Source organism: Streptomyces sp. NPDC021749 (genome assembly GCF_040640655.1).
Taxonomy (GTDB): Bacteria; Actinomycetota; Actinomycetes; order Streptomycetales; family Streptomycetaceae; genus Streptomyces.
The window spans coordinates 102200-120989 of record NZ_JBFACE010000016.1 but is presented as its reverse complement, the minus strand read 5'-3'; the positions used below and the strand labels follow the sequence as shown (position 1 = coordinate 120989).

Below are 18790 nucleotides of genomic sequence, written 5' to 3'. Positions count from 1 at the left end.
TTGACGTTCAGTCACCCCAACAAGCGCTTCGGGCATATTCCAGCGCAAGGGAGTATGCGTCCTGCATACTGTGCGACGCACTTTGCGGGGAGTCGAACAAGGGGGGTTGGCCGGCGCTCGGCCAAGGCGGGCGGCGCGCAGTCCGTACGCCGGCACCGTCAGTCCGACGGCACCGGGTTCGTTGCGCCACAGAACCACTCGCACCCAACGGAGCGTACCCGAGCAGGCCGCCGACTCCCGCCTGTGACGAGTCACACCTAGGACACAACCCGATATCGACCCTCCGTGACCGCTTCTGTGTGGTGAGTCCGACGTTTCGCACACGGGTTGCCAGAGTCTGACATCGGCCCTCATCCCTCGTTCCCCCGCCTTCCGGGCCCGCCGGCCGTCAGCCGACCAGGTCCGCCGCCAGCAGTTCTTCCGCCTCGGCCGCGGCACCCCAGGACGCGGCCCGCAACCAGGCCCGCTTGAGGTGCAGATGGACGTCGGCTTCCCAGGTGAAGCCGGTACCGCCGTGAATCTGCAGGCAGTCGCGGGCGTTGCGCACCGCGGCCTCGTCGGCGAGCAGTTTGGCGCCCGCCACATCGAGGGCGCGATCCGTTACTGATGCGGCATATACGGCACTTCTGGCGATTTCTGCCCGTACGAGCATCTGTGCGCACAGATGCTTGACCGCCTGGAAGGAGCCGATGGGCGCGCCGAACTGGGTGCGGGCGCGGGCATGACCGACCGCCATCTCGACGGTACGGAGCGCACTGCCCAGTTGCTGGGCGGCGGTCAGCAGGGCGGCCTCGCGGCGCAGCCGGGTCACGTCCGTGCCGTTGAGCGGAGTCGTCCGGGGGTGGCCGGTGACGCGGGCGAGCGGGGTGAGGGGGTCGACGGAGGCGAAGGGGGCGCGGGAGATCTTTCCGGCAACGCTCCGGTACGCGCCGGCCGCGCGCCCTTGTGCGCCCCCGGCTCCCTTCGCACTGCCCGGGACACCACCTTCCAGCAAGATCAACTCGTCGCAGGCGCCAGGGTGTTCCCACAGCACCGGCGCACCGTCCCCGTCGCACAGCCCGACGATCTTCTCGCCGTCCGCCACGCCGTCCACCGCCCCGGCGAGCAGCTGGCAGGCCACCAGCGGCCCCGGCAGCAGCACCCGCCCGGCCTCCTCGAAGACCAGGACCGCCGCCGGCAGCCCCAGCCCCACGCCGCCGGACTCCTCCGGCAGCCGCAGCGCGAAGAACCCGGCCGCACCCAGCTCCCGCCACAGCGCCCGGTCCGGGGCCGGGTCGCGCGTCGCCGCCCGCAGCCGGTCCCGGTCGAACCGGGCCGCCAGCAGCTCCCGCGTCGCCCTCTGCAACGCCTTCTGGTCATCGGTGAGTTGGAAGCGCACCGGGCCGGTCACCGCCCCTTCGGCAGGCCGAGGATCCGCTCGGCGATGATGTTCTGCTGCACCTGCGACGTACCGGCCGCGATGGTGTACGAGAGGGACGACAGGCGGTCCGCGGTCCACTCCTCGTCCGCGTCCAGCGCACCGGCCCCCAGCACCTCGGCCGCCGCGTCGTACAGCTCCTGACGGGCGTGCGAGTAGCGGAGCTTGAAGACCGAGCCGCCGGCCCCGGGCACGCTGCCCCGTAGTTGCGCCTCACTGACGTTCCACTGGATCAGCCGCCACAGCGCGGCGAACTCCGCGCTCAGCCGGCCCAGTCTGCGGCGCAGCACGGCGTCGTCCCAGCGGCCGTTCGCCCGGGCCCGGCGGGCCACCTCCGTCAGCACCCGCCGGCAGGCCACCACCTCGCCGACGAAGGCGGTGCCGCGCTCGAACGAGAGCGTCACCATCGTCACCCGCCAGCCGTCGTTCTCCGCGCCGACCCGGCAGTCCACCGGCACCCGCACCTCGTCGAGGAACATCTCGGCGAACTCCGCGGATCCGGCGAGGGTGCGCAGCGGCCGGACGGTGATGCCGGGCGCGTCCATGGGCATCGCGAGCCAGGTGATGCCCCGGTGGCGGGGGGCGGCGGGGTCGGTGCGGACGAGCAGTTCGCACCAGTCGGCGACCTCGGCGTGCGAGGTCCAGATCTTGCTGCCGGTCACCACGTACGCGTCCCCGTCGCGCACCGCGCGGGTCCGCAGCGACGCCAGGTCCGAGCCCGCCTCCGGTTCGCTGAAGCCCTGGCACCAGATCTCCTCGCCGCGCAGCACCGGGGGGAGCCAGCGCCGCTTCTGCGCTTCGGTGCCCTCGGCCGCGATGGTCGGCCCGGCGTGCAGCAGCCCGACGAAGTTCGCGCCCACGTAGGGCGCCCCGGCGCGTTCGGTCTCCTCCAGGAAGATCAGCCGCAGGGTGGGGGCGGCCTCCCAGTGCACGTTGGCGTATCCGGCGTCGTGGAGCATCCGCTGCCAGGCGGTGTCGTAGGCGCGGCGCCCCGGCCAGTCGAGCGGGTCGGGGCGCGGGGGCAGGGTGGGGAGGACGCCCGCGAGCCAGCGGCGCAGTCCGGCGCGGAAGGCCTCTTCCTCCTCGGTGTACGCGAGGTCCATCGTGTCCCCTCACCTCGTGCCGCCGGATTCCTGATGGCCCGTCAGATACAGCAGTCAGGCTAGACCCCGCCCCCTGGACCGACAAGGTGTCCGCCCCTAACCTCGGTCCATGGACTGACGATCCGTCAGATGGTGTACGCGGGAGGGGACATGGCCGGTGGCACCCTCTGGGACCTGGTGGTCCGGCGGGCCGCCCGTAGTCCGGACGCCACCGCTCTCGTCCAGGGGGCGGAGTCGGCCCGGCGCGAGCGGCGGATCAGCTTCGGGGGGCTGCGGCGGCGGGCCGAACGGGTCGCCGCGGGACTGTACGCGCGCGGCGTACGGCCCGGCTGCACGGTCGTCTGGCAGCTGCCGACCCGCATCGAAACGGTCCTGGTCAGCCTGGCGCTGGCCCGGCTCGGCGCGGTGCAGAGCCCGGTCGTCCCGGGCTACGGCGCCCACGAGGTGGGGCAGGTGCTGCACCGCACCGGCGCCGCCTTCTTCCTCGTGCCCGGGCCGGCCGGGAACGACCGCGCGGACTGCCCGGCCACCGTCATCGAGGCGTACGACCAGGCCAGCGGCGGCCTGCCGGACGGCGACCCGGCGCTCCTGCCACCGCCGCCCACCGACGCCCACGAGGTCCGCTGGATCTACTGGACGTCCGGCACCACCGCCGGACCCAAGGGCGTCCGGCACACCGACCACTCCCTGCGCACGGCCGGCCGCTGCCTGGCCGAGGCGCTGCGGCCGGCCCCGTCCGACATCGGCTCGATGGCCTTCCCGTACGCCCATGTCGCGGGCCCCGACTACACCGTCATGCTCCTGCAGTGCGGCATCCCGGCGCTCCTGCTGGAGCGCTTCGCGCTGCCCGCCTCCCTCGCCGCCTACCGCCGGCACGGCGTCACCCTCGCCGGCGGCTCCACCGCCTTCTACACCCTCTTCCTCGCCGAACAGCGCCGACTGCCGCCGGGCCGCAGGCTGCTGCCGGCGCTGCGGCTGCTGGCCGGCGGCGGCGCACCCAAACCGCCCGCGCTGTACCACGAGGTCGTCGCCGAACTGGGCTGTCAGCTCACCCACGGCTACGCGCTGACCGAGGCCCCGATGGTCACCATGGGCGACCCGTACGACAGCCCGGAGCACCTCGCGACCACCGACGGCCGGCCGCCCGCCGGGATGGAGATCCGGATCACGCCCGGCAGCGGGGAGATCAGGCTGCGCGGCCCGGCGGTGTGCCGGGGCTATCTCGGCGAACCCGATCCGTTCGACGCGGACGGGTTTCTGCCCACCGGTGACCTCGGCCGCCTCACGCCCACCGGGCACCTCGTCGTCACCGGCCGCCTCAAGGACATCATCATCCGCAAGGGCGAGAACGTCTCCGCCCAGGAGATCGAGGAGCTGCTCTACCGGCACCCGGACGTGGCGGACGCCGCCGTCATCGGGCTGCCGGACGACCGGCGCGGTGAACGGGTCTGCGCGGTCGTCGAACAGCCGCCGGGTGCACGGCGGTTGACGCTCGATGCGGTCTGCGCGCACCTCCTCGTCCAGGGGCTGGCCCGGTACAAGCTTCCCGAGCAGCTGGAGGTGGTGGCCGCGCTGCCGCGCGGGGCGACGCTGCGCAAGGTGCGCAAGCAGGAGCTGCGGGAGCGGTTCGGGGGCCCGGCGGCGGCCCGCCCGGGCCCGTGAGGGTTCGTGAGGTTTCGTGAGGTCGTGAGGTGCGTAAGGGAGAACGCCAAGGAGGACACCAAGGAGGACACCCGCTGTCCTCGGTCTCCCGTACGGTCGCCCCATGAGCCACTCCCGCCCCCGTATCGACACCGCCGGTCGCCGGGCCCGCCTCGGACGGCGGCATCTGCTCGCCCCCGCGTGCCGCGCCGCCCGCCCCGAGGAGGTCGCCGACGCGCTCGTCGCGCTGCACGCCAGCGACGCGGCGACCGTGCACCTGGCGGCCTGCGCCCGGCTGGCCGGGCCGGACCCGGCCGAGGTCGAGCGGGCCCTCTACGACGACCACACCCTGGTCCGGCTGCTGTCCATGCGGCGCACCCTCTTCGCGGTCGGCGCCGGCCTCGCACCGGTCGTCTCCTCCTCCACCGGGCGGGCGATCGCCGCCAAGGAGCGCGCCGGCCTGATCGGCTGGCTGGCCACGGGCGTCGGCTGGGACCAGCGGCGGCTGGCCGAGGTGGAGGAGGAGACACTGGCCGCGCTGGCCGCCCGGGGCACGGCGACCGCGACCGAACTCGCCGCGGACGTGCCCGCGCTGCGCGAGAGCGTCGTGGTCTCGCCCGGCAAACCGTACGAGGCCACCGTCGCGGTCTCCAGCCGGCTGCTGCGGACGCTGGCCGCCGAGGGCCGGGTCCGGCGCGGCCGTCCGCGCGGCGGCTGGACCAGCAGTTCCTTCCGCTGGACGCCCGGCACCGCGTTCGCCGGCCTGTCCGCGCCGCCGGCCGCCGAGGCCCGGGCCGCGCTCGCCCGCCGCTGGCTGGCCGCCTACGGCCCGGCGACGGTCGAGGACCTGAAGTGGTGGACGGGCTGGACGCTCACCGACACCCGCCGGGCGGTGGCCGCCACCGACGCCGTCGAGGTGGCCCTCGACGACGGCACGACCGGGCTGGCCCTCCCGGACGACCTCGACCCGGTCCCCGGACCGGAGCCCTGGGCCGCCCTGTTGCCCGCCCTCGACCCCACCGCCATGGGCTGGAAGGCCCGCGACTGGTACCTCGACCCGGACCACGTACCGCAGCTCTTCGACCGCAGCGGCAACATCGGCCCGACGGTGTGGTGGAACGGCCGGATCATCGGCGGCTGGGCCCAGCGCCCGGACGGCGAGATCGTCTGGCGGCTGCTGACCGGGGACGGCGGCGGCGAGGCGGCCGCGGCGGTGGCGGCCGAGGCGGCGCGGCTGGCCGCCTGGGTCGGCCCGGTCCGGATCACGCCCCGCTTCCGGACCCCGCTGGAACGGGAGCTGTCCGGGCGGGCCTAGCCCTCCGGGCGGTCCCGGTGCGCCGGGCGGACCCGGTGCGCCGGGCGTTCCTGGTCGTTCCTGGTCGTTCCGAGCCGAGCCGGACCCGCCTCACCGCGGCCGGTACGAGCTGGTCGCCTGTTCGTAGAGCCGGTCGACCTCGCGGCGCCCGGAACCGTCCGGACCGATGACCAGGACCAGGTGGTAGCGGCCCTTGTGGATCATGGCGAGGTTGCGGACGTAGACCTCCCGGCCGCTGCGGTCGCGCCAGGTGAACGTGCCCTCGGCCATCGCCGTCCGGCCGACGTCGATCCGCCGCAGCCCGGCCGCGGTCGCCCAGCTGGAGCTGCGGTAAGGAGCCAGCTCGGGCTCCTTGTTCTGGAGGTAGGCCATCGGGTCCGCGCCGTACCGGGCCGTGCCGTCCCGGCCGGGCACGACCAGCAGTTCGTAGTCGCCGCCGAGATAGCGCACCTGGCCCTGGGCGTTGGCGCCGCGCCGCTGCCAGCCGTCGCGGACCGCGATCTGGAAGCCCCGGGGGTCGCTGCGCAGCGCGAAGCCGGGGGCGACGTCCGCGGGCGCGGTGGGCTGCGGCCCATCCGTGTCCGGCGCACCGCCGTCCTTGGCGCCCGAGGGCGTGGGGGCCGGTCCGGTGGCGGGTGGGGCACCGGAGGTCGCGGTCCGGTCCGCGCCGCGCCGCCCCTCCTTGGCGTCCTCGCCCGCCTTCGGCAGGAACGCCATGGCGTAGGCGACCGCACCGACGAGGAGCAGCAGGATCGCGCCGAGCAGCAGCCGGCCGAGGTTGCGCGGCGCACCGCGGCGGGGCCCGGCCGCCCGCGGCCCGGAGGCCAGCAGGTCCGGCTCGTACCCGTCCCGGTGCGGGGCGGCGGTCTGCCGCGGCGGCTTGGCGGGCCGGGCCGCGCGGGACGGCTTCGGCTGCCGGAGCGGCTTGGGCTGCTTCGGCGGACGCGGCAGCCGGGCCGGAGGTGCCAGGGGGGCTGCCTGCTCCTCGGCCGGCGGCGTCCGGCGCGGGTGCGGAGGGCGCGCGGCGGGCGGTGCCGGGGCGCCGGCAGCCGGGGCCGGCTGCGGTGGCCGCCCGGCCGGCCGGCCCTTCTTGTGCCGTCCCTTGCGGACGAGTTCGCCCCGCCGCCGCACGATCGGCAGCCACCGCGGGGCGCCGCCCTGCTCCAGCGCCGGCACGGTCACCAGCCGGCGCTCGGCCTCCGGCTCCGGTGCCGTACGGATCAGCGCGCGGAGCACGTCGCACACCTCGGCGAGGTCCGGGCGCTCGGCGGGATCCCGGCGCAGCAGGGCCTCCACGACCGGGCGCAGCGGTCCGCACCCCGCCGCGTCCAGGGGCGGCCCCGAGCGGACCAGCCGGGCGAGTTCGGCAGTGCTGTCCTCGGGGAACGGCGGATGGCCCTGCACGCTCCGGAACAGCAGCGCGCCGACCGCCCACAGATCGGCGGCCGGGCCCGGGCGCGGGGCCGGCGCGTCCTCGCCCACCGGCCCGGCCTGCTCGGGCGCCCAGCGTTCGGTGACCGGGCCGACTACGGTCAGCCGCGCCTGCCACGCCCGTTCGGCGGCGAGCCCGGTGCGGGGCCGGGCCTCGTCGGCGTCGTCCCCGGCGGGCGCATCGTCTCCGCACAGCGCTTCCTGGGCCGCTCCCGCGGCCAGACCGGTCAGGATGGCCCGGCCGTCGTCGCAGACCAGGACCGTACGGGCGGTGATGTTGCGGTGCGGCCGGCCGTCCGTGTGCAGCATCCGCAGTGCGGTGAGCAGGTCGGCGCCGATCTCCGCGGCGCGGTGCGGGGTCAGCGGCCGCTCGGCGAGCAGCGCGGACAGCGGGCGGGCGGCGAGAAGTTCGCCGACGATCCACAGGCTGCCGTCCTGCGCGAAGACGTCGAAGACCTGCTCCAGCCGGGGGTGGTCGGGCAGTTGCGCCACGGCCGTGGCGGCCTGCAGCGCACGGCGTACGGCGGGGTCGCGGGGACTGCGGTCGGCCACTCCCGGCGCCCGGAGGCCGCCGAAGCGGCCGCCTCCGCTCCACTCGCCGGAACCGGCCGGTCCCGCGCCCACCGCCTCCGCTTCGAGGACCTCGGCCTCCACGACCTCCGGCAGCGGGACCTGACGGACCAGCACCTCCTGCCCGCTGAACGTGTCGAACGCCCGGGACTCGGTGAAGTCGTCGTCGCCGAGGGGGCGCACGGGCAGGCGGTAGCGCTCGGCGAGCACTCGCCCTGCGTACTCGTCCACGACGCCTCCCCGCAGCGCGTGCAGTGGTACCGCCCCGCCTCCGCCGCCCTCCGGCGCGGACGCCGTCGGTCACTTCCGGTCGTGTGGCCGTCGAATGCGGATGCGTACGGTCTTCGATGTCTCACGATACGTGCCCGGGCCGGACGGTGCGCCCGCCCGGCCCGTTGATGCGTCCGTCCGCGCCTCTCACCGGCCCGCGGTCGCTCAGTCCTTCACCGCGAAGGTCTTGAACGCGGTGGCGATGACCTGCTGGCACTCCTTGCCCGACCAGCTGTCCGCCTTGCAGGTGATCATGATGGCGTAGCCGTGGTCGTCATCGGCCCGGAAGCCGCGGTTGAGGACCCGTACCTTCTGGCCGTCCTGGGTGCGGGTGAACGACCAGTCGGCGACGGTCGGATAGCCCCGCCACTTCACCGTCTTGATGCCGATGAGGTGGTAGTCCTCGCTGGAACCGCGCACGCTCGGCTCCAGGCTGCGCCAGGCGGCCGCGGCGTCCTTGCCGGGATGGGCGTTGTAGTCGACCTGGACGCGCGGGAATCCGTCGTCGGAGGCGCTGTATATGGCGCCGGAGCCCTGCCCGGCGGTGCCGGTCTGCCGGAAGCCCTTGGGCATGGCCATACGGAAGTGGAACGTGCCGTTGGTCTTCTGCGCGTAGCCGTCCGGCAGCTTCGCGCCGTCCTTCCCGTCGCCGCCGCCGTCACCGCCGTTGCCGTCCGCGCCGCCCTTGTCGCCGGCCTGGTCGACGCTCGGCGCCGGGCCCGGCTGGCCGGGGCCGTCGCTGTTCGCGTCGCCCGCGTTCGCGTCGTCCCCGTTCGCCTCGGCCGCGTCGGTCGAGGGCTTGCCGCGGGCCGCGGAGGATCCCTTGCCGTCCTTGCCCGGCGACCCGCTGCTCTTCGTGCCGGTGTCGTCGCCGCCGAGGGAGAGCGCCAGGACGGTGCCCAGCACGGCGAGGACGACGACCACGGCCACGGTGATCAGGGTGCGGCGCGGGACGACATCGGTCAGCGACGCGCGCGCGGCGGACGAGCGGTCCCCGTCGCCGGGTCTGGAGTCGGCACGGGCCGTGGCCGCGGCGGCGGCGTTGCGCACGGACGCCAGGGCGGCGCGCACCCGCTCCTTGGCGGCCTCGCCGTCGAAGCCGGGCCGGCCACCGGACGGACGGTCCGCCGCCGTACCGCCCGCGGCCCGCCGCTCCGTCGCGACCGCGGCGGGCTTCTGCTCCGGCCGGGCCGGTGCCTTGGCGGAGGCAGCGGCGGACGCGGTGGCACCGGCCGCAGCGGCGGCCGCGGTGTCGGGCTTCTTCTCCTTCGGCTTGCGCGCCGGCCGCGCCGGGGGGCCGCTCTTCGCGGGCTTGGGCTTCGGGGCCGCCTTGGGCTTCGGGGCGTCCTTCGGCTTGGCCGGGGTGCGCTCGCCGGGCACGGTCGGCAGCGCCATGGCCCGGGTCGCGTCCATCGGCGGCTCGGTCTTCTCCGGCGCGTGGATGACGTCCAGCAGCATCGACCGCGCACCGGCGTCGTCCAGCCGGGCCTCGGGGTCCTTCACCAGCAGCCCGAAGATGACCTCTTCCAGCGCGCCGGCGCTCTTCGGCGGCTCGACCGGCTCGGTCATCACGGCGGTGAGCGTGGCGATCGCCGAGCCCTTGTCGTAGGGCGGGACGCCCTCGACGCAGGCGTACAGCAGGCCGCCCAGCGACCACAGGTCGGCCGGCGGGCCGGGCTTCTGGCCGCGGGCGCGCTCCGGGGAGATGTACGAGGGGGCGCCGACGAGCATGCCGGTCGAGGTCACCGAGGGGTCGCCCTCGACCTGGGCGATGCCGAAGTCGGTCAGCACGACCCGCCCGTCGTCCGACATCAGGACGTTGGACGGCTTCACGTCGCGGTGCAGGATGCCGGCGTCGTGCGCGGCGCGCAGCACGTCGAGCACGGCGAGACCGACCTCGGCGGCGCGGCGCGGGGTGAGCGGGCCGTCGTCCCGTACGACCTCGGCGAGCGAGCGGCCCTCGACCAGTTCCATCACGATCCACGGCCGGTCGTCCTCGTCGACCACGTCGTAGACCGTCACCGCGCCGTTGTTCCGGATCCGGGCGATCGCCTTGGCCTCGCGCAGCGTGCGGGTGATCAGCCGGCGCTTCTCGTCCTCCTCGACCCCGCCCGGGAAGCGCAGTTCCTTGACTGCAACCGTACGGCCCAGGACCTCGTCGCGTGCCCGCCAGACGGTGCCCATGCCACCCCGGCCGAGAACATCGGCGAGCCGGTACCGGCCGGCGAGCAGCCTGCCCTCCTTGCCGTCCATCTCGACCTCGTCGCCCACTGAATCCCCTCGGCAATCCAGCCGAGTTGGCAGCCTTGACATCGCATCGATCGCCAAACTGACCCAACTCGGACAACCCACCCTGGCAGAGCCTTCATTCTCCCTCATCCGCGGCCGTGCGGAAGGCCCGGGTCGGTGCCGGGCGGTACCGCACACCCGTCATGATGGCCCCGACGAACGGGAGTCGCCATGACGATGCGTCCGCCCCGGCCGGCCGTGGCGGCGGCGCTGGCCGCAGTGGCCGCGCTGGCCCTGACGGCCTGTGCGGGCCGGGCCGCCACCACCCGTGTGCCGCCGGTGGGAGACGTCGACCGGCCGCCGGCGACGACGCTCCCCGCCCTGCGCCGGCTGGTCGCGGACGGCGCCCCGGGCGCGGCCTCGCTCGTCACCCGCGGCGGCAGGTTCGGCGCCTCGCGCTTCTCCACGGCGGGCGTCGCCGACGTGCGCACCGGCCGCAGGATGGCCGCGGGGGACCACTTCCGGGCCGGCAGCCTCACCAAGACCGTGGTCGCGACGGTGGTCCTGCAGCTCGTCGCCGAGGGGAGGCTGTCCTTGCGGGACAGCGCGGCCGCGCACCTGCCGCGGGGCGTGCCCGTCAGCGGCAGGAACGGCGCCGACCTGCGGAAGGTGACGGTCCACCAGCTGCTGGACCACACCAGCGGCCTGTACAACTACACCGACGACCCCCGGCTGGCCCGGCGGCTGTCCGGCACCGGCTTCCGCACCCACCGCTACGACCGCTACTCCCCGGCCGCGCTCCTGCGGATCGCCCTCGACCACCCGCCGTCGGCCGCGCCGGGCGCCCGTTACACCTACTCCAACACCAACTACCTGGTGCTGGGCCTGATCATCCGGGCGGTCACCGGCCACCCGTACGCCACCGAGATCCGCCGCCGCGTCCTCGTCCCCGCAGCGCTGTACGACACGTCCTTCCCCGGTACGGACCCGGGGCTGCCGGCACCGCACGGCCGCGCGTACTCCCAGGTCGGCGACCGGCGGGTGGACACCACCTACCTCGACCCCAGCCGGGCCGGCGCGGCCGGCGAGATGGTCACGACCCTGGGCGACCTCAACCGCTTCTTCGCCGCGCTGCTCGGCGGCAAGCTCCTGGCGCCCCGCCAGATGGCCGAGATACGCAGCGAGAAGGCCACCCACGGCGCCTACGGCCTCGGCCTCTACGCCACCGAGCTGCCCTGCGGCGTCACGGTCTGGGGCCACAACGGCGACATCAACAGCTCGTTCGCCCAAACGGCGGGCACCGCCGACGGCCGTCACCTCGTCAGCTACCGGGTCAACACGGACGCCCCGGCCGCCCGGGCACACGGCACCGACGTGCTGACCGCGGAGTTCTGCGCGGCACGGCGCGGGTGAGACCGGCGGGCTACAGCGGCACGATGTCCGGTGCCCCCAGCCGCGCCGCGTCCGCCGTCAGATCGTCCGGCTGGCGCTGCGATTCGCGTTCCGCCTCGACCCGCTTGCGGTAGTGGGTGATCTCCTTCTCGACCTGGTCGTCGTCCCAGCCGAGCGCCGGCGCCATCAACTCGGCCACCTCGCGGGCGCAGCGGGTCCCGCGGTCGAACGTCTCGATCGAGATCCGGGTCCGGCGGGTCAGCACGTCGTCGAGGTGGCGGGCCCCCTCGTGCGTACAGGCGTAGACCGCCTCGGCCCGCAGATAGTCGTCCGCGCCGGTCAGCGGTTCGCCCAGGGAAGGATCGTCCGCCACGAGCTCCAGCAGTTCCTCGGTGAGCGCGCCGTACCGGTTCAGCAGGTGCTCTATCCGTGCCACGTGCAGTCCGGTGCGGGCGGCGATCCGGGCCCGGGCGTTCCACAGCGCCTTGTACCCCTCGGCCCCGAGCAGCGGCACCTCCTCGGTGACGCACTCCGCGACCCTCTGGTCCAGCCCGTGCACCGCCTCGTCGACGGCGTCCTTGGCCATCACCCGGTACGTCGTGTACTTGCCGCCGGCGACCACCACCAGGCCCGGCACCGGATGCGCGACCGTGTGCTCCCGCGACAGCTTGCTGGTGGCGTCCGACTCCCCCGCCAGCAGCGGCCGCAGCCCGGCGTACACCCCTTCGACGTCGTCCCTGGTCAGCGGGGTGGCGAGCACCGCGTTCACATGCTCCAGCAGATAGTCGATGTCCGCGCTGGAGGCCGCCGGATGCGCCTTGTCCAGATCCCAGTCGGTGTCCGTGGTCCCCACGATCCAGTGCCGCCCCCAGGGGATGACGAACAGCACGCTCTTCTCGGTCCGCAGGATCAGCCCGGTCGTCGAGTGGATGCGGTCCTTCGGCACGACCAGGTGGATGCCCTTCGAGGCCCGTACGTGGAACTGCCCGCGCTCCCCGATCAGCGCCTGGGTGTCGTCCGTCCACACGCCGGTGGCGTTGACGATCTGCCGCGCCCGGACCTCGTACTCCCGGCCGCCCTCGACGTCCTGCACCCGCGCGCCGACCACCCGCTCGCCCTCGCGCAGAAAACCCGTCACCCGCGCCCGGTTGGCGGCGTGCGCCCCGTACGCCGCGGCGGTCCGCACCAGGGTCGCGACGTAACGGGCGTCGTCCATCTGCGCGTCGTAGTACTGGAGCGCGCCGACCAGCGCGTCCTTCTTCAGGCACGGCGCGACCCGCAGCGCCCTCTTCTGCGAGAGGTGACGGTGCACCGGCAGCCCGCGGCCGTGCCCCGACGACACCGACATTCCGTCGTACAGCGCCACACCGGAGCCCGCGTACCAGCGCTCCCAGAACTTGTGCCGCAGCGGATAGAGGAACGGCACCGGCTTGACCAGATGCGGCGCCAGCCGCTCCAGCAGCAGCCCGCGCTCCTTCAGCGCCTCCCGCACCAGCGCGAAGTCCAGCATCTCCAGATACCGCAGACCGCCGTGGATGAGCTTGCTCGACCGGCTGGACGTGCCGGAGGCCCAGTCGCGGGCCTCGACCAGCCCGGTGTCCAGCCCGCGGGTCGCCGCGTCGAGTGCGATCCCCGCGCCGACGACACCACCGCCGACCACGAGGACGTCCAGCTCCCGCTCCGCCATTCGGGCGAGCGCCTCGGCCCGCTGCGCCGGTCCCAGTATCGCTGTCCTCACCGCTGCCTCCCGCTGTGGTCGGGGCCCCCGCGACCGGGGCCCTGCCCCGTCCGTCGATTCTGACCGCGCTCCTTGCCGCTATCCCCCTTCACCCACACGGCAACACCCCGGCCACCTTGATCCATCAATGCCCATTCTGGGCCAAATATCCGCTTAGTCTACTTATGCACTCTTCGCATACGTCATGCACTTCCCGCCCCGCACACACCACCCGCCACCCCTCCGCTCGGGAAGGACGGTCGCAGCATGCCCGCAGATCTCGCCGTCATCGGACTCGGTCACCTCGGCCTCCCCCTCGCCCAGGCCGCCACCACCGCCGGCATCGGCACCCTCGGCTACGACCCCGACCCGGACGCCGCCGCCGACGGGCCGCTGACCGCCACCGAACTCCGCCGACTGCTCGCCGCCGGTTTCCGCACCACCGCCGACCCCACCGCCCTCGGCCGGGTCCGCACCGCCGTCATCTGCGCCCCCACCCCGCTCGGCGAGGACCGCGCCCTGGACCTCTCCGCGGTCGCCGCCGCCGCCCGCACGCTGGCCGCACAACTGCGCCCGCACACCACGGTGATCCTGGAATCCAGCGCGCACCCGGGCACCACCGAGGAATTCCTGCGGCCCCTGCTCGAAGCGGGCTCCGGCCTCACCGCCGGCCGCGACTTCCACCTCGCGTACTCACCCGGCCGCCACGACCCCGGCAACCGCACCCACCACTACGCCAACACGCCCAAGGTCATCGGCGGCCTCACCCCCGCCTGCACGGAGGCCGCCGCCACCTTCTACGGCCGCCTCACCGACAAGGTCGTCCGCGCCCGCGGCCCCCGCGAGGCCGAGACCGCCAAACTCCTCGAAACGAACTACCGCCACGTCAACATCGCCCTGATGAACGAGATGGCGGTCTTCTGCCACGACATCGGCGTCGACCTGTGGGACGTCATCCGCTGCGCCGAAACCAAACCGTTCGGCTTCCAGTCCTTCCGCCCCGGCCCCGGCGTAGGCGGTCACGCCCCCGCGGTGGACCCCAACTCCCTTGCCGAAAAGGGACGTTCCCCCTCCCTCCCGCTCCCCCTCCGCATGGTCGAACTCGCCCAGGAGGTCAACGGCCGGATGCCGCGCTACGTCATCCAGCGCTGCGCCACCCTCCTCAACGAACACGGCAAGTCCGCGCGCGGCGCCCGCATCCTCCTGCTCGGCGTCACCTACAAACCGGACGTCGCCGACCAGACCGGCTCCCCCGCCTGGGAAATCGCCGCCCGCCTCCGCGAACTCGGCGCCCACGTCACCTACCACGACCCGCACGTCCCGCACTGGACCGTCCACGGCCGCCCCGTCCCCCGCGCCGACTCCCTCTACGACGCCGCCTCCGCCGCCGACCTGACCCTCCTCCTCCAGCACCACCGCACCTACGACCTCCAGGGCCTGTCGGTGAAGGCCCAACTGCTGCTGGACACCCGGGGCGCCACGCCCACGGGGGCGGCGCATCGACTGTGAAGGGGGCGCGCGAGGTGACCCGGACTCCGGAGCTGGTGGCACCGGGCGCGCAGCGCGGGTACCTTACGGAAACAGGTGGAGCCCACCGCAGAGGCCACTGCGGCAGGCTCCTGATGGATCACGGGTGTCCGCCCCTAGCCTTTGTGGGGGCGGCCGCTCACCATCACCGCAATAAGGTGGAGCCCACCGCAGCCGGTACTGCGGCAGGCTCCGGATAGCTCACGGGTGTCCGCCCCTAGCTTTTGTAGGGGCGGCCGCTCACCATCCAAACATCCGCAAGATCCACCTCCTCCGGCACTTCACCATCCGAAGACGGATCCGGTCCCGGCGGGTGGGCTTGCGGTGACGTCCCATGGGCGTCGCCCCCTTCCACGACACCGCCCAGTAGCCCGGTGGACGGTCCGTCGGAAATCGGGCCGGGCCCCGACGGCCGGGGTCCGGAACCAAGTCCTTGGAAGGGGGCGCTACAGAAACCTGGGGCGCCACGTGAACGCTATCGGGCCCGGCCCCGCCGACCGGCCCGCATATGCCGCGAAGACAACCGTGCGCCCCCGCATCGCACAAGGCGCCCCCGGCCGAAGGCAGTTGGGCACGCGAAAGGGCCGGTCACCCACCAGGATGACCGGCCCTTCGTACGTGCCCTACGGACTACCGCACGGCCTACCGCCGCGGCGCGACCGTGACCTCGACGCGCTGGAATTCCTTCAGCTCCGAGTAGCCGGTGGTCGCCATCGCCCGGCGCAGCGCGCCGAAGAAGTTCATCGAACCGTCCGGCGTGTGGGAGGGGCCGAGGAGGACCTCCTCGGTCGTGCCGACCGCACCCAGGTCCATCCGCTTGCCGCGCGGCACGTCCTCGTGGACCGCCTCCATGCCCCAGTGGTGGCCGCGGCCCGGCGCGTCGGTCGCGCGGGCGAGCGGGGAGCCCATCATCACCGCGTCCGCGCCGCAGGCGATCGCCTTGGGCAGGTCGCCCGACCAGCCCACACCGCCGTCGGCGATGACGTGGACGTAGCGGCCGCCGGACTCGTCCATGTAGTCACGGCGGGCGGCCGCGACATCGGCGACCGCGGTCGCCATCGGGACCTGGATGCCCAGGACGTTACGGGTGGTGTGCGCGGCGCCGCCGCCGAAGCCGACCAGCACGCCGGCCGCGCCGGTACGCATCAGATGCAGGGCCGCGGTGTACGTGGCGCAGCCGCCGACGATCACCGGGACGTCCAGCTCGTAGATGAACTGCTTGAGGTTCAGCGGTTCGGCCGCGCTCGACACGTGCTCCGCCGACACCGTCGTGCCGCGGATGACGAAGATGTCCACGCCGGCGTCCACGACGGCCTTGGAGAACTGCGCGGTGCGCTGCGGCGACAGTGCCGCGGCGGTGACCACGCCCGCGTCGCGCACCTCCTTGATCCGCTGCCCGATCAGCTCTTCCTTGATCGGGGCCGCGTAGATCTCCTGGAGCCGGCGGGTCGCGTCGGCCTCGTCCAGCTCGGCGATCTCGGCGAGCAGCGGCTCCGGGTCCTCGTAGCGGGTCCACAGCCCTTCGAGGTTGAGGACGCCCAGGCCGCCCAGCTCACCGATGCGGATGGCGGTCTGCGGGGAGACCACCGAGTCCATGGGGGCCGCCAGGAACGGCAGCTCGAAGCGGTAGGCGTCGATCTGCCAGGCGATCGAGACCTCCTTCGGGTCGCGGGTGCGGCGACTGGGTACGACGGCGATGTCGTCGAATGCGTATGCCCGGCGGCCGCGCTTGCCGCGCCCGATCTCGATCTCAGTCACGTGTGTGGCCTTTCCTTCTACGTCTGCGTCTCCAGTATCCCCGACGCACCGGAGCCCGCGGCCGGGGTGCGGCCGCGGGCTCACGGTAGGGGCGTACGAGGCCCGGGGCTACCTGCCAGACGTCAGCGACGGGCGTAGTTCGGCGCCTCGGTGATCATCTGGACGTCGTGCGGGTGGCTCTCCTTCAGGCCCGCGGCGGTGATCCGGACGAACCGGCCCTTCTCCTTGAGCTCGGGGATGTCGGCGGAGCCGACGTAGCCCATGGAGGCGCGCAGACCGCCGACGAGCTGGTGGGCGACCGAGGCGAGCGGGCCGCGGTAGGGGACCTGGCCCTCGATGCCCTCGGGCACCAGCTTGTCCTCGGAGAGGACGTTGTCCTGGAAGTAGCGGTCCTTGGAGAAGGACCGGCCCTGGCCGCGGGACTGCATCGCGCCCAGCGAGCCCATGCCGCGGTACGACTTGAACTGCTTGCCGTTGATGAAGACCATCTCGCCCGGCGACTCCTCGCAGCCGGCCAGCAGCGAGCCCAGCATGACGGTGTCCGCACCGGCCGCGATGGCCTTGGCGATGTCGCCGGAGAACTGCAGGCCGCCGTCGCCGATCAGCGGGACGCCCGCGGCGTTCGCGGCCTGCGCCGCCTCGTAGATCGCGGTGACCTGCGGCACGCCGACACCGGCGACGACCCGGGTCGTACAGATGGAGCCGGGGCCGACGCCGACCTTGATGCCGTCCGCGCCGGCGTCGATCAGGGCCTGGGCACCGTCGCGGGTGGCGACGTTGCCGCCGACCACGTCGACGCTGATGTTGGACTTGATCTTGGCGATCATGTCGAGGATGCCGCGGCTGTGGCCGTGCGCGCTGTCCACGACGAGGAAGTCGGCACCGGCCTCGACCAGCGCCTGGGCCCGCTCGTAGGCCGCGTCGCCGACGCCCACCGCGGCACCGACGACCAGCCGGCCCTCGGCGTCCTTGGCGGCGTTCGGGTACTTCTCGGCCTTGACGAAGTCCTTGACCGTGATCAGGCCCTTGAGCACGCCCTCGTCGTCGACCAGCGGCAGCTTCTCGATCTTGTGGCGGCGCAGCAGCTCGATGGCGTCGTCACCGGAGATCCCGACCTTGCCCGTGACCAGCGGCATCGGGGTCATGACCTCGCGGACCTGCCGGCGGCGGTCCATCTCGAAGGCCATGTCACGGTTGGTCACGATGCCCAGCAGCTTGCCCGCGGCGTCGGTGACCGGCACACCGCTGATGCGGAACTTGGCGCACAGCGCGTCGGCCTCGGCGAGCTCGGCGTCCGGGCGGACCGTGATCGGGTCGGTGACCATGCCGGACTCGGAGCGCTTGACCAGGTCGACCTGGTTGGCCTGGTCCTCGATGGAGAGATTGCGGTGGAGCACGCCCGCGCCGCCCTGCCGCGCCATGGCGATGGCCATCCGCGCCTCGGTGACCTTGTCCATCGCGGCGGAGAGCAGCGGGATGTTCACCGTGACGTTGCGCGAGACCCGGGACGCGGTGTTCACCGCGTTGGGCAGCACCTCCGACGCGCCGGGCAACAGCAGCACGTCGTCGTATGTCAGCCCGAGCATGGCGAATTTGGCGGGCATACCGTCGACGTTGTCACTCATGACACCTTCCCCAATGCTCTTGCCTCAGCGCGGACTCCCATGCTAACGGCCTACGGGGGTGGCCCATTCCACGAGCAATGAGGGCCTTGTCACTTGTGCTTTCCTACGGTGACTTCACGTCACCTACGGGCTACTGCTCGGCGAGCGCCCGCAACCGGCTCAGCGCGCGGTGCTGGGCGACCCGTACCGCACCCGGCGACATCCCCAGCATCTGCCCGGTCTCCTCGGCCGTCAGCCCGACCGCGACCCGCAGCAACACCAGCTCGCGCTGGTTCTCCGGGAGGTTCGCCAGCAGCTTCTTGGCCCACTCGGCATCACTGCTCAGCAGCGCCCGCTCCTCGGGACCGAGGGAGTCGTCGGGCTGCTCGGGCATCTCGTCGGACGGCACGGCCGTACTGCCCGGGTGGCGCATCGCGGCCCGCTGCAGATCGGCGACCTTGTGACCGGCGATGGCGAAGACGAAGGCCTCGAAGGGCTTGCCGGTGTCGCGGTAGCGCGGCAGCGCGCAGAGCACCGCGACACAGACCTCCTGCGCCAGGTCCTCGACGAAGTGCCGGGCGTCGCCGGGCAGCCGGGACAGCCGGGTGCGGCAGTACCGCAGGGCGAGGGGGTGCACATGGGCCAGGAGGTCATGAGTGGCCCGCTGGTCCCCCTCGACGGCGCGTGCGACGAGATCGCCGATCTCCTGCTTCCCGTCGTCGCGCATCGGTCCATGGTGCCTTGGCGCCGCACGGTCCGCGGCACCAGGTCCATAGTTGTGCACTGAAGCGTTATGAGCGGCAGGTGCGCCGGCAG

12 protein-coding genes are annotated in these 18790 nt (G+C 73.5%); 4 read left to right on the top strand and 8 right to left on the bottom strand.

Annotated elements, in window-relative coordinates:
* Window positions 1-388: 388 nt before the first annotated feature.
* Together AB0G35_RS18325 and AB0G35_RS18320 are read right to left on the bottom strand one after the other, a co-directional pair.
* Window positions 389-1378 (bottom strand): acyl-CoA dehydrogenase family protein, encoded by a 990-nt coding sequence (locus tag AB0G35_RS18325; protein WP_360949985.1) that lies wholly within the window; start codon window positions 1376-1378, stop codon window positions 389-391.
* A gap of 8 nt (window positions 1379-1386) precedes the next feature.
* Window positions 1387-2520, bottom strand: a complete 1134-nt coding sequence (locus tag AB0G35_RS18320; protein ID WP_360949840.1) for an acyl-CoA dehydrogenase family protein — start codon at window positions 2518-2520, stop codon at window positions 1387-1389.
* Between the two features lie 129 nt (window positions 2521-2649).
* Here AB0G35_RS18320 and AB0G35_RS18315 point away from each other — a divergent pair, with 129 nt between their 5' ends.
* Complete coding sequence (locus AB0G35_RS18315) at window positions 2650-4182, top strand: AMP-binding protein (protein WP_360949837.1); 1533 nt, start codon at window positions 2650-2652, stop codon at window positions 4180-4182.
* A gap of 103 nt (window positions 4183-4285) precedes the next feature.
* Window positions 4286-5476, top strand: a complete 1191-nt coding sequence (locus AB0G35_RS18310) for a winged helix DNA-binding domain-containing protein (RefSeq protein ID WP_360949834.1) — start codon at window positions 4286-4288, stop codon at window positions 5474-5476.
* Between the two features lie 90 nt (window positions 5477-5566).
* Here the strand turns inward: AB0G35_RS18310 and AB0G35_RS18305 are convergent, their stop codons facing one another.
* Window positions 5567-7708: a protein kinase gene (locus tag AB0G35_RS18305; protein WP_360949831.1), complete on the bottom strand. Its 2142-nt coding sequence runs from the start codon at window positions 7706-7708 to the stop codon at window positions 5567-5569.
* 204 nt (window positions 7709-7912) lie between these two features.
* Window positions 7913-10000: a serine/threonine-protein kinase gene (locus AB0G35_RS18300; protein ID WP_360949982.1), complete on the bottom strand. Its 2088-nt coding sequence runs from the start codon at window positions 9998-10000 to the stop codon at window positions 7913-7915.
* Window positions 10001-10207: 207 nt separating this feature from the next.
* On the opposite strand from AB0G35_RS18300, the gene AB0G35_RS18295 reads away from it, so the two are divergent.
* Window positions 10208-11389 (top strand): serine hydrolase domain-containing protein, encoded by a 1182-nt coding sequence (locus tag AB0G35_RS18295; RefSeq protein ID WP_360949828.1) that lies wholly within the window; start codon window positions 10208-10210, stop codon window positions 11387-11389.
* 10 nt (window positions 11390-11399) lie between these two features.
* Here the strand turns inward: AB0G35_RS18295 and AB0G35_RS18290 are convergent, their stop codons facing one another.
* A complete protein-coding gene (locus AB0G35_RS18290; protein WP_360949825.1) occupies window positions 11400-13106 on the bottom strand; it encodes a glycerol-3-phosphate dehydrogenase/oxidase in 1707 nt (568 codons plus the stop codon).
* A gap of 246 nt (window positions 13107-13352) precedes the next feature.
* On the opposite strand from AB0G35_RS18290, the gene AB0G35_RS18285 reads away from it, so the two are divergent.
* Window positions 13353-14594, top strand: a complete 1242-nt coding sequence (locus tag AB0G35_RS18285; RefSeq protein ID WP_360949822.1) for a nucleotide sugar dehydrogenase — start codon at window positions 13353-13355, stop codon at window positions 14592-14594.
* A 660-nt stretch (window positions 14595-15254) separates the two neighbouring features.
* Here the strand turns inward: AB0G35_RS18285 and AB0G35_RS18280 are convergent.
* From AB0G35_RS18280 to AB0G35_RS18270, 3 genes are all read right to left on the bottom strand, one after another.
* A complete protein-coding gene (locus AB0G35_RS18280; RefSeq protein ID WP_360949819.1) occupies window positions 15255-16370 on the bottom strand; it encodes a GuaB3 family IMP dehydrogenase-related protein in 1116 nt (371 codons plus the stop codon).
* 122 nt (window positions 16371-16492) lie between these two features.
* The gene (gene guaB, locus AB0G35_RS18275) at window positions 16493-17995 is read right to left on the bottom strand and encodes an IMP dehydrogenase (protein ID WP_360949816.1); all 1503 of its coding nucleotides are present in this window, start codon (window positions 17993-17995) and stop codon (window positions 16493-16495) included.
* Window positions 17996-18125: 130 nt separating this feature from the next.
* The gene (locus AB0G35_RS18270; RefSeq protein ID WP_018090849.1) at window positions 18126-18701 is read right to left on the bottom strand and encodes a sigma-70 family RNA polymerase sigma factor; all 576 of its coding nucleotides are present in this window, start codon (window positions 18699-18701) and stop codon (window positions 18126-18128) included.
* Between the last annotated feature and the right edge of the window lie 89 nt (window positions 18702-18790).

What these genes read in the sequence shown, in the direction of transcription:
- AB0G35_RS18320 (WP_360949840.1), bottom strand. Translation starts at nt 2,520, where the DNA reads ATGGACCTCGCGTACACCGAGGAGGAAGAGGCCTTCCGCGCCGGACTG.
- AB0G35_RS18315 (WP_360949837.1), top strand. Translation starts at nt 2,650, where the DNA reads ATGGTGTACGCGGGAGGGGACATGGCCGGTGGCACCCTCTGGGACCTG.
- AB0G35_RS18310 (WP_360949834.1), top strand. Translation starts at nt 4,286, where the DNA reads ATGAGCCACTCCCGCCCCCGTATCGACACCGCCGGTCGCCGGGCCCGC.
- AB0G35_RS18300 (WP_360949982.1), bottom strand. Translation starts at nt 10,000, where the DNA reads ATGGACGGCAAGGAGGGCAGGCTGCTCGCCGGCCGGTACCGGCTCGCC.
- AB0G35_RS18295 (WP_360949828.1), top strand. Translation starts at nt 10,208, where the DNA reads ATGACGATGCGTCCGCCCCGGCCGGCCGTGGCGGCGGCGCTGGCCGCA.
- AB0G35_RS18285 (WP_360949822.1), top strand. Translation starts at nt 13,353, where the DNA reads ATGCCCGCAGATCTCGCCGTCATCGGACTCGGTCACCTCGGCCTCCCC.
- guaB (WP_360949816.1), bottom strand. Translation starts at nt 17,995, where the DNA reads ATGAGTGACAACGTCGACGGTATGCCCGCCAAATTCGCCATGCTCGGG.
- AB0G35_RS18270 (WP_018090849.1), bottom strand. Translation starts at nt 18,701, where the DNA reads ATGCGCGACGACGGGAAGCAGGAGATCGGCGATCTCGTCGCACGCGCC.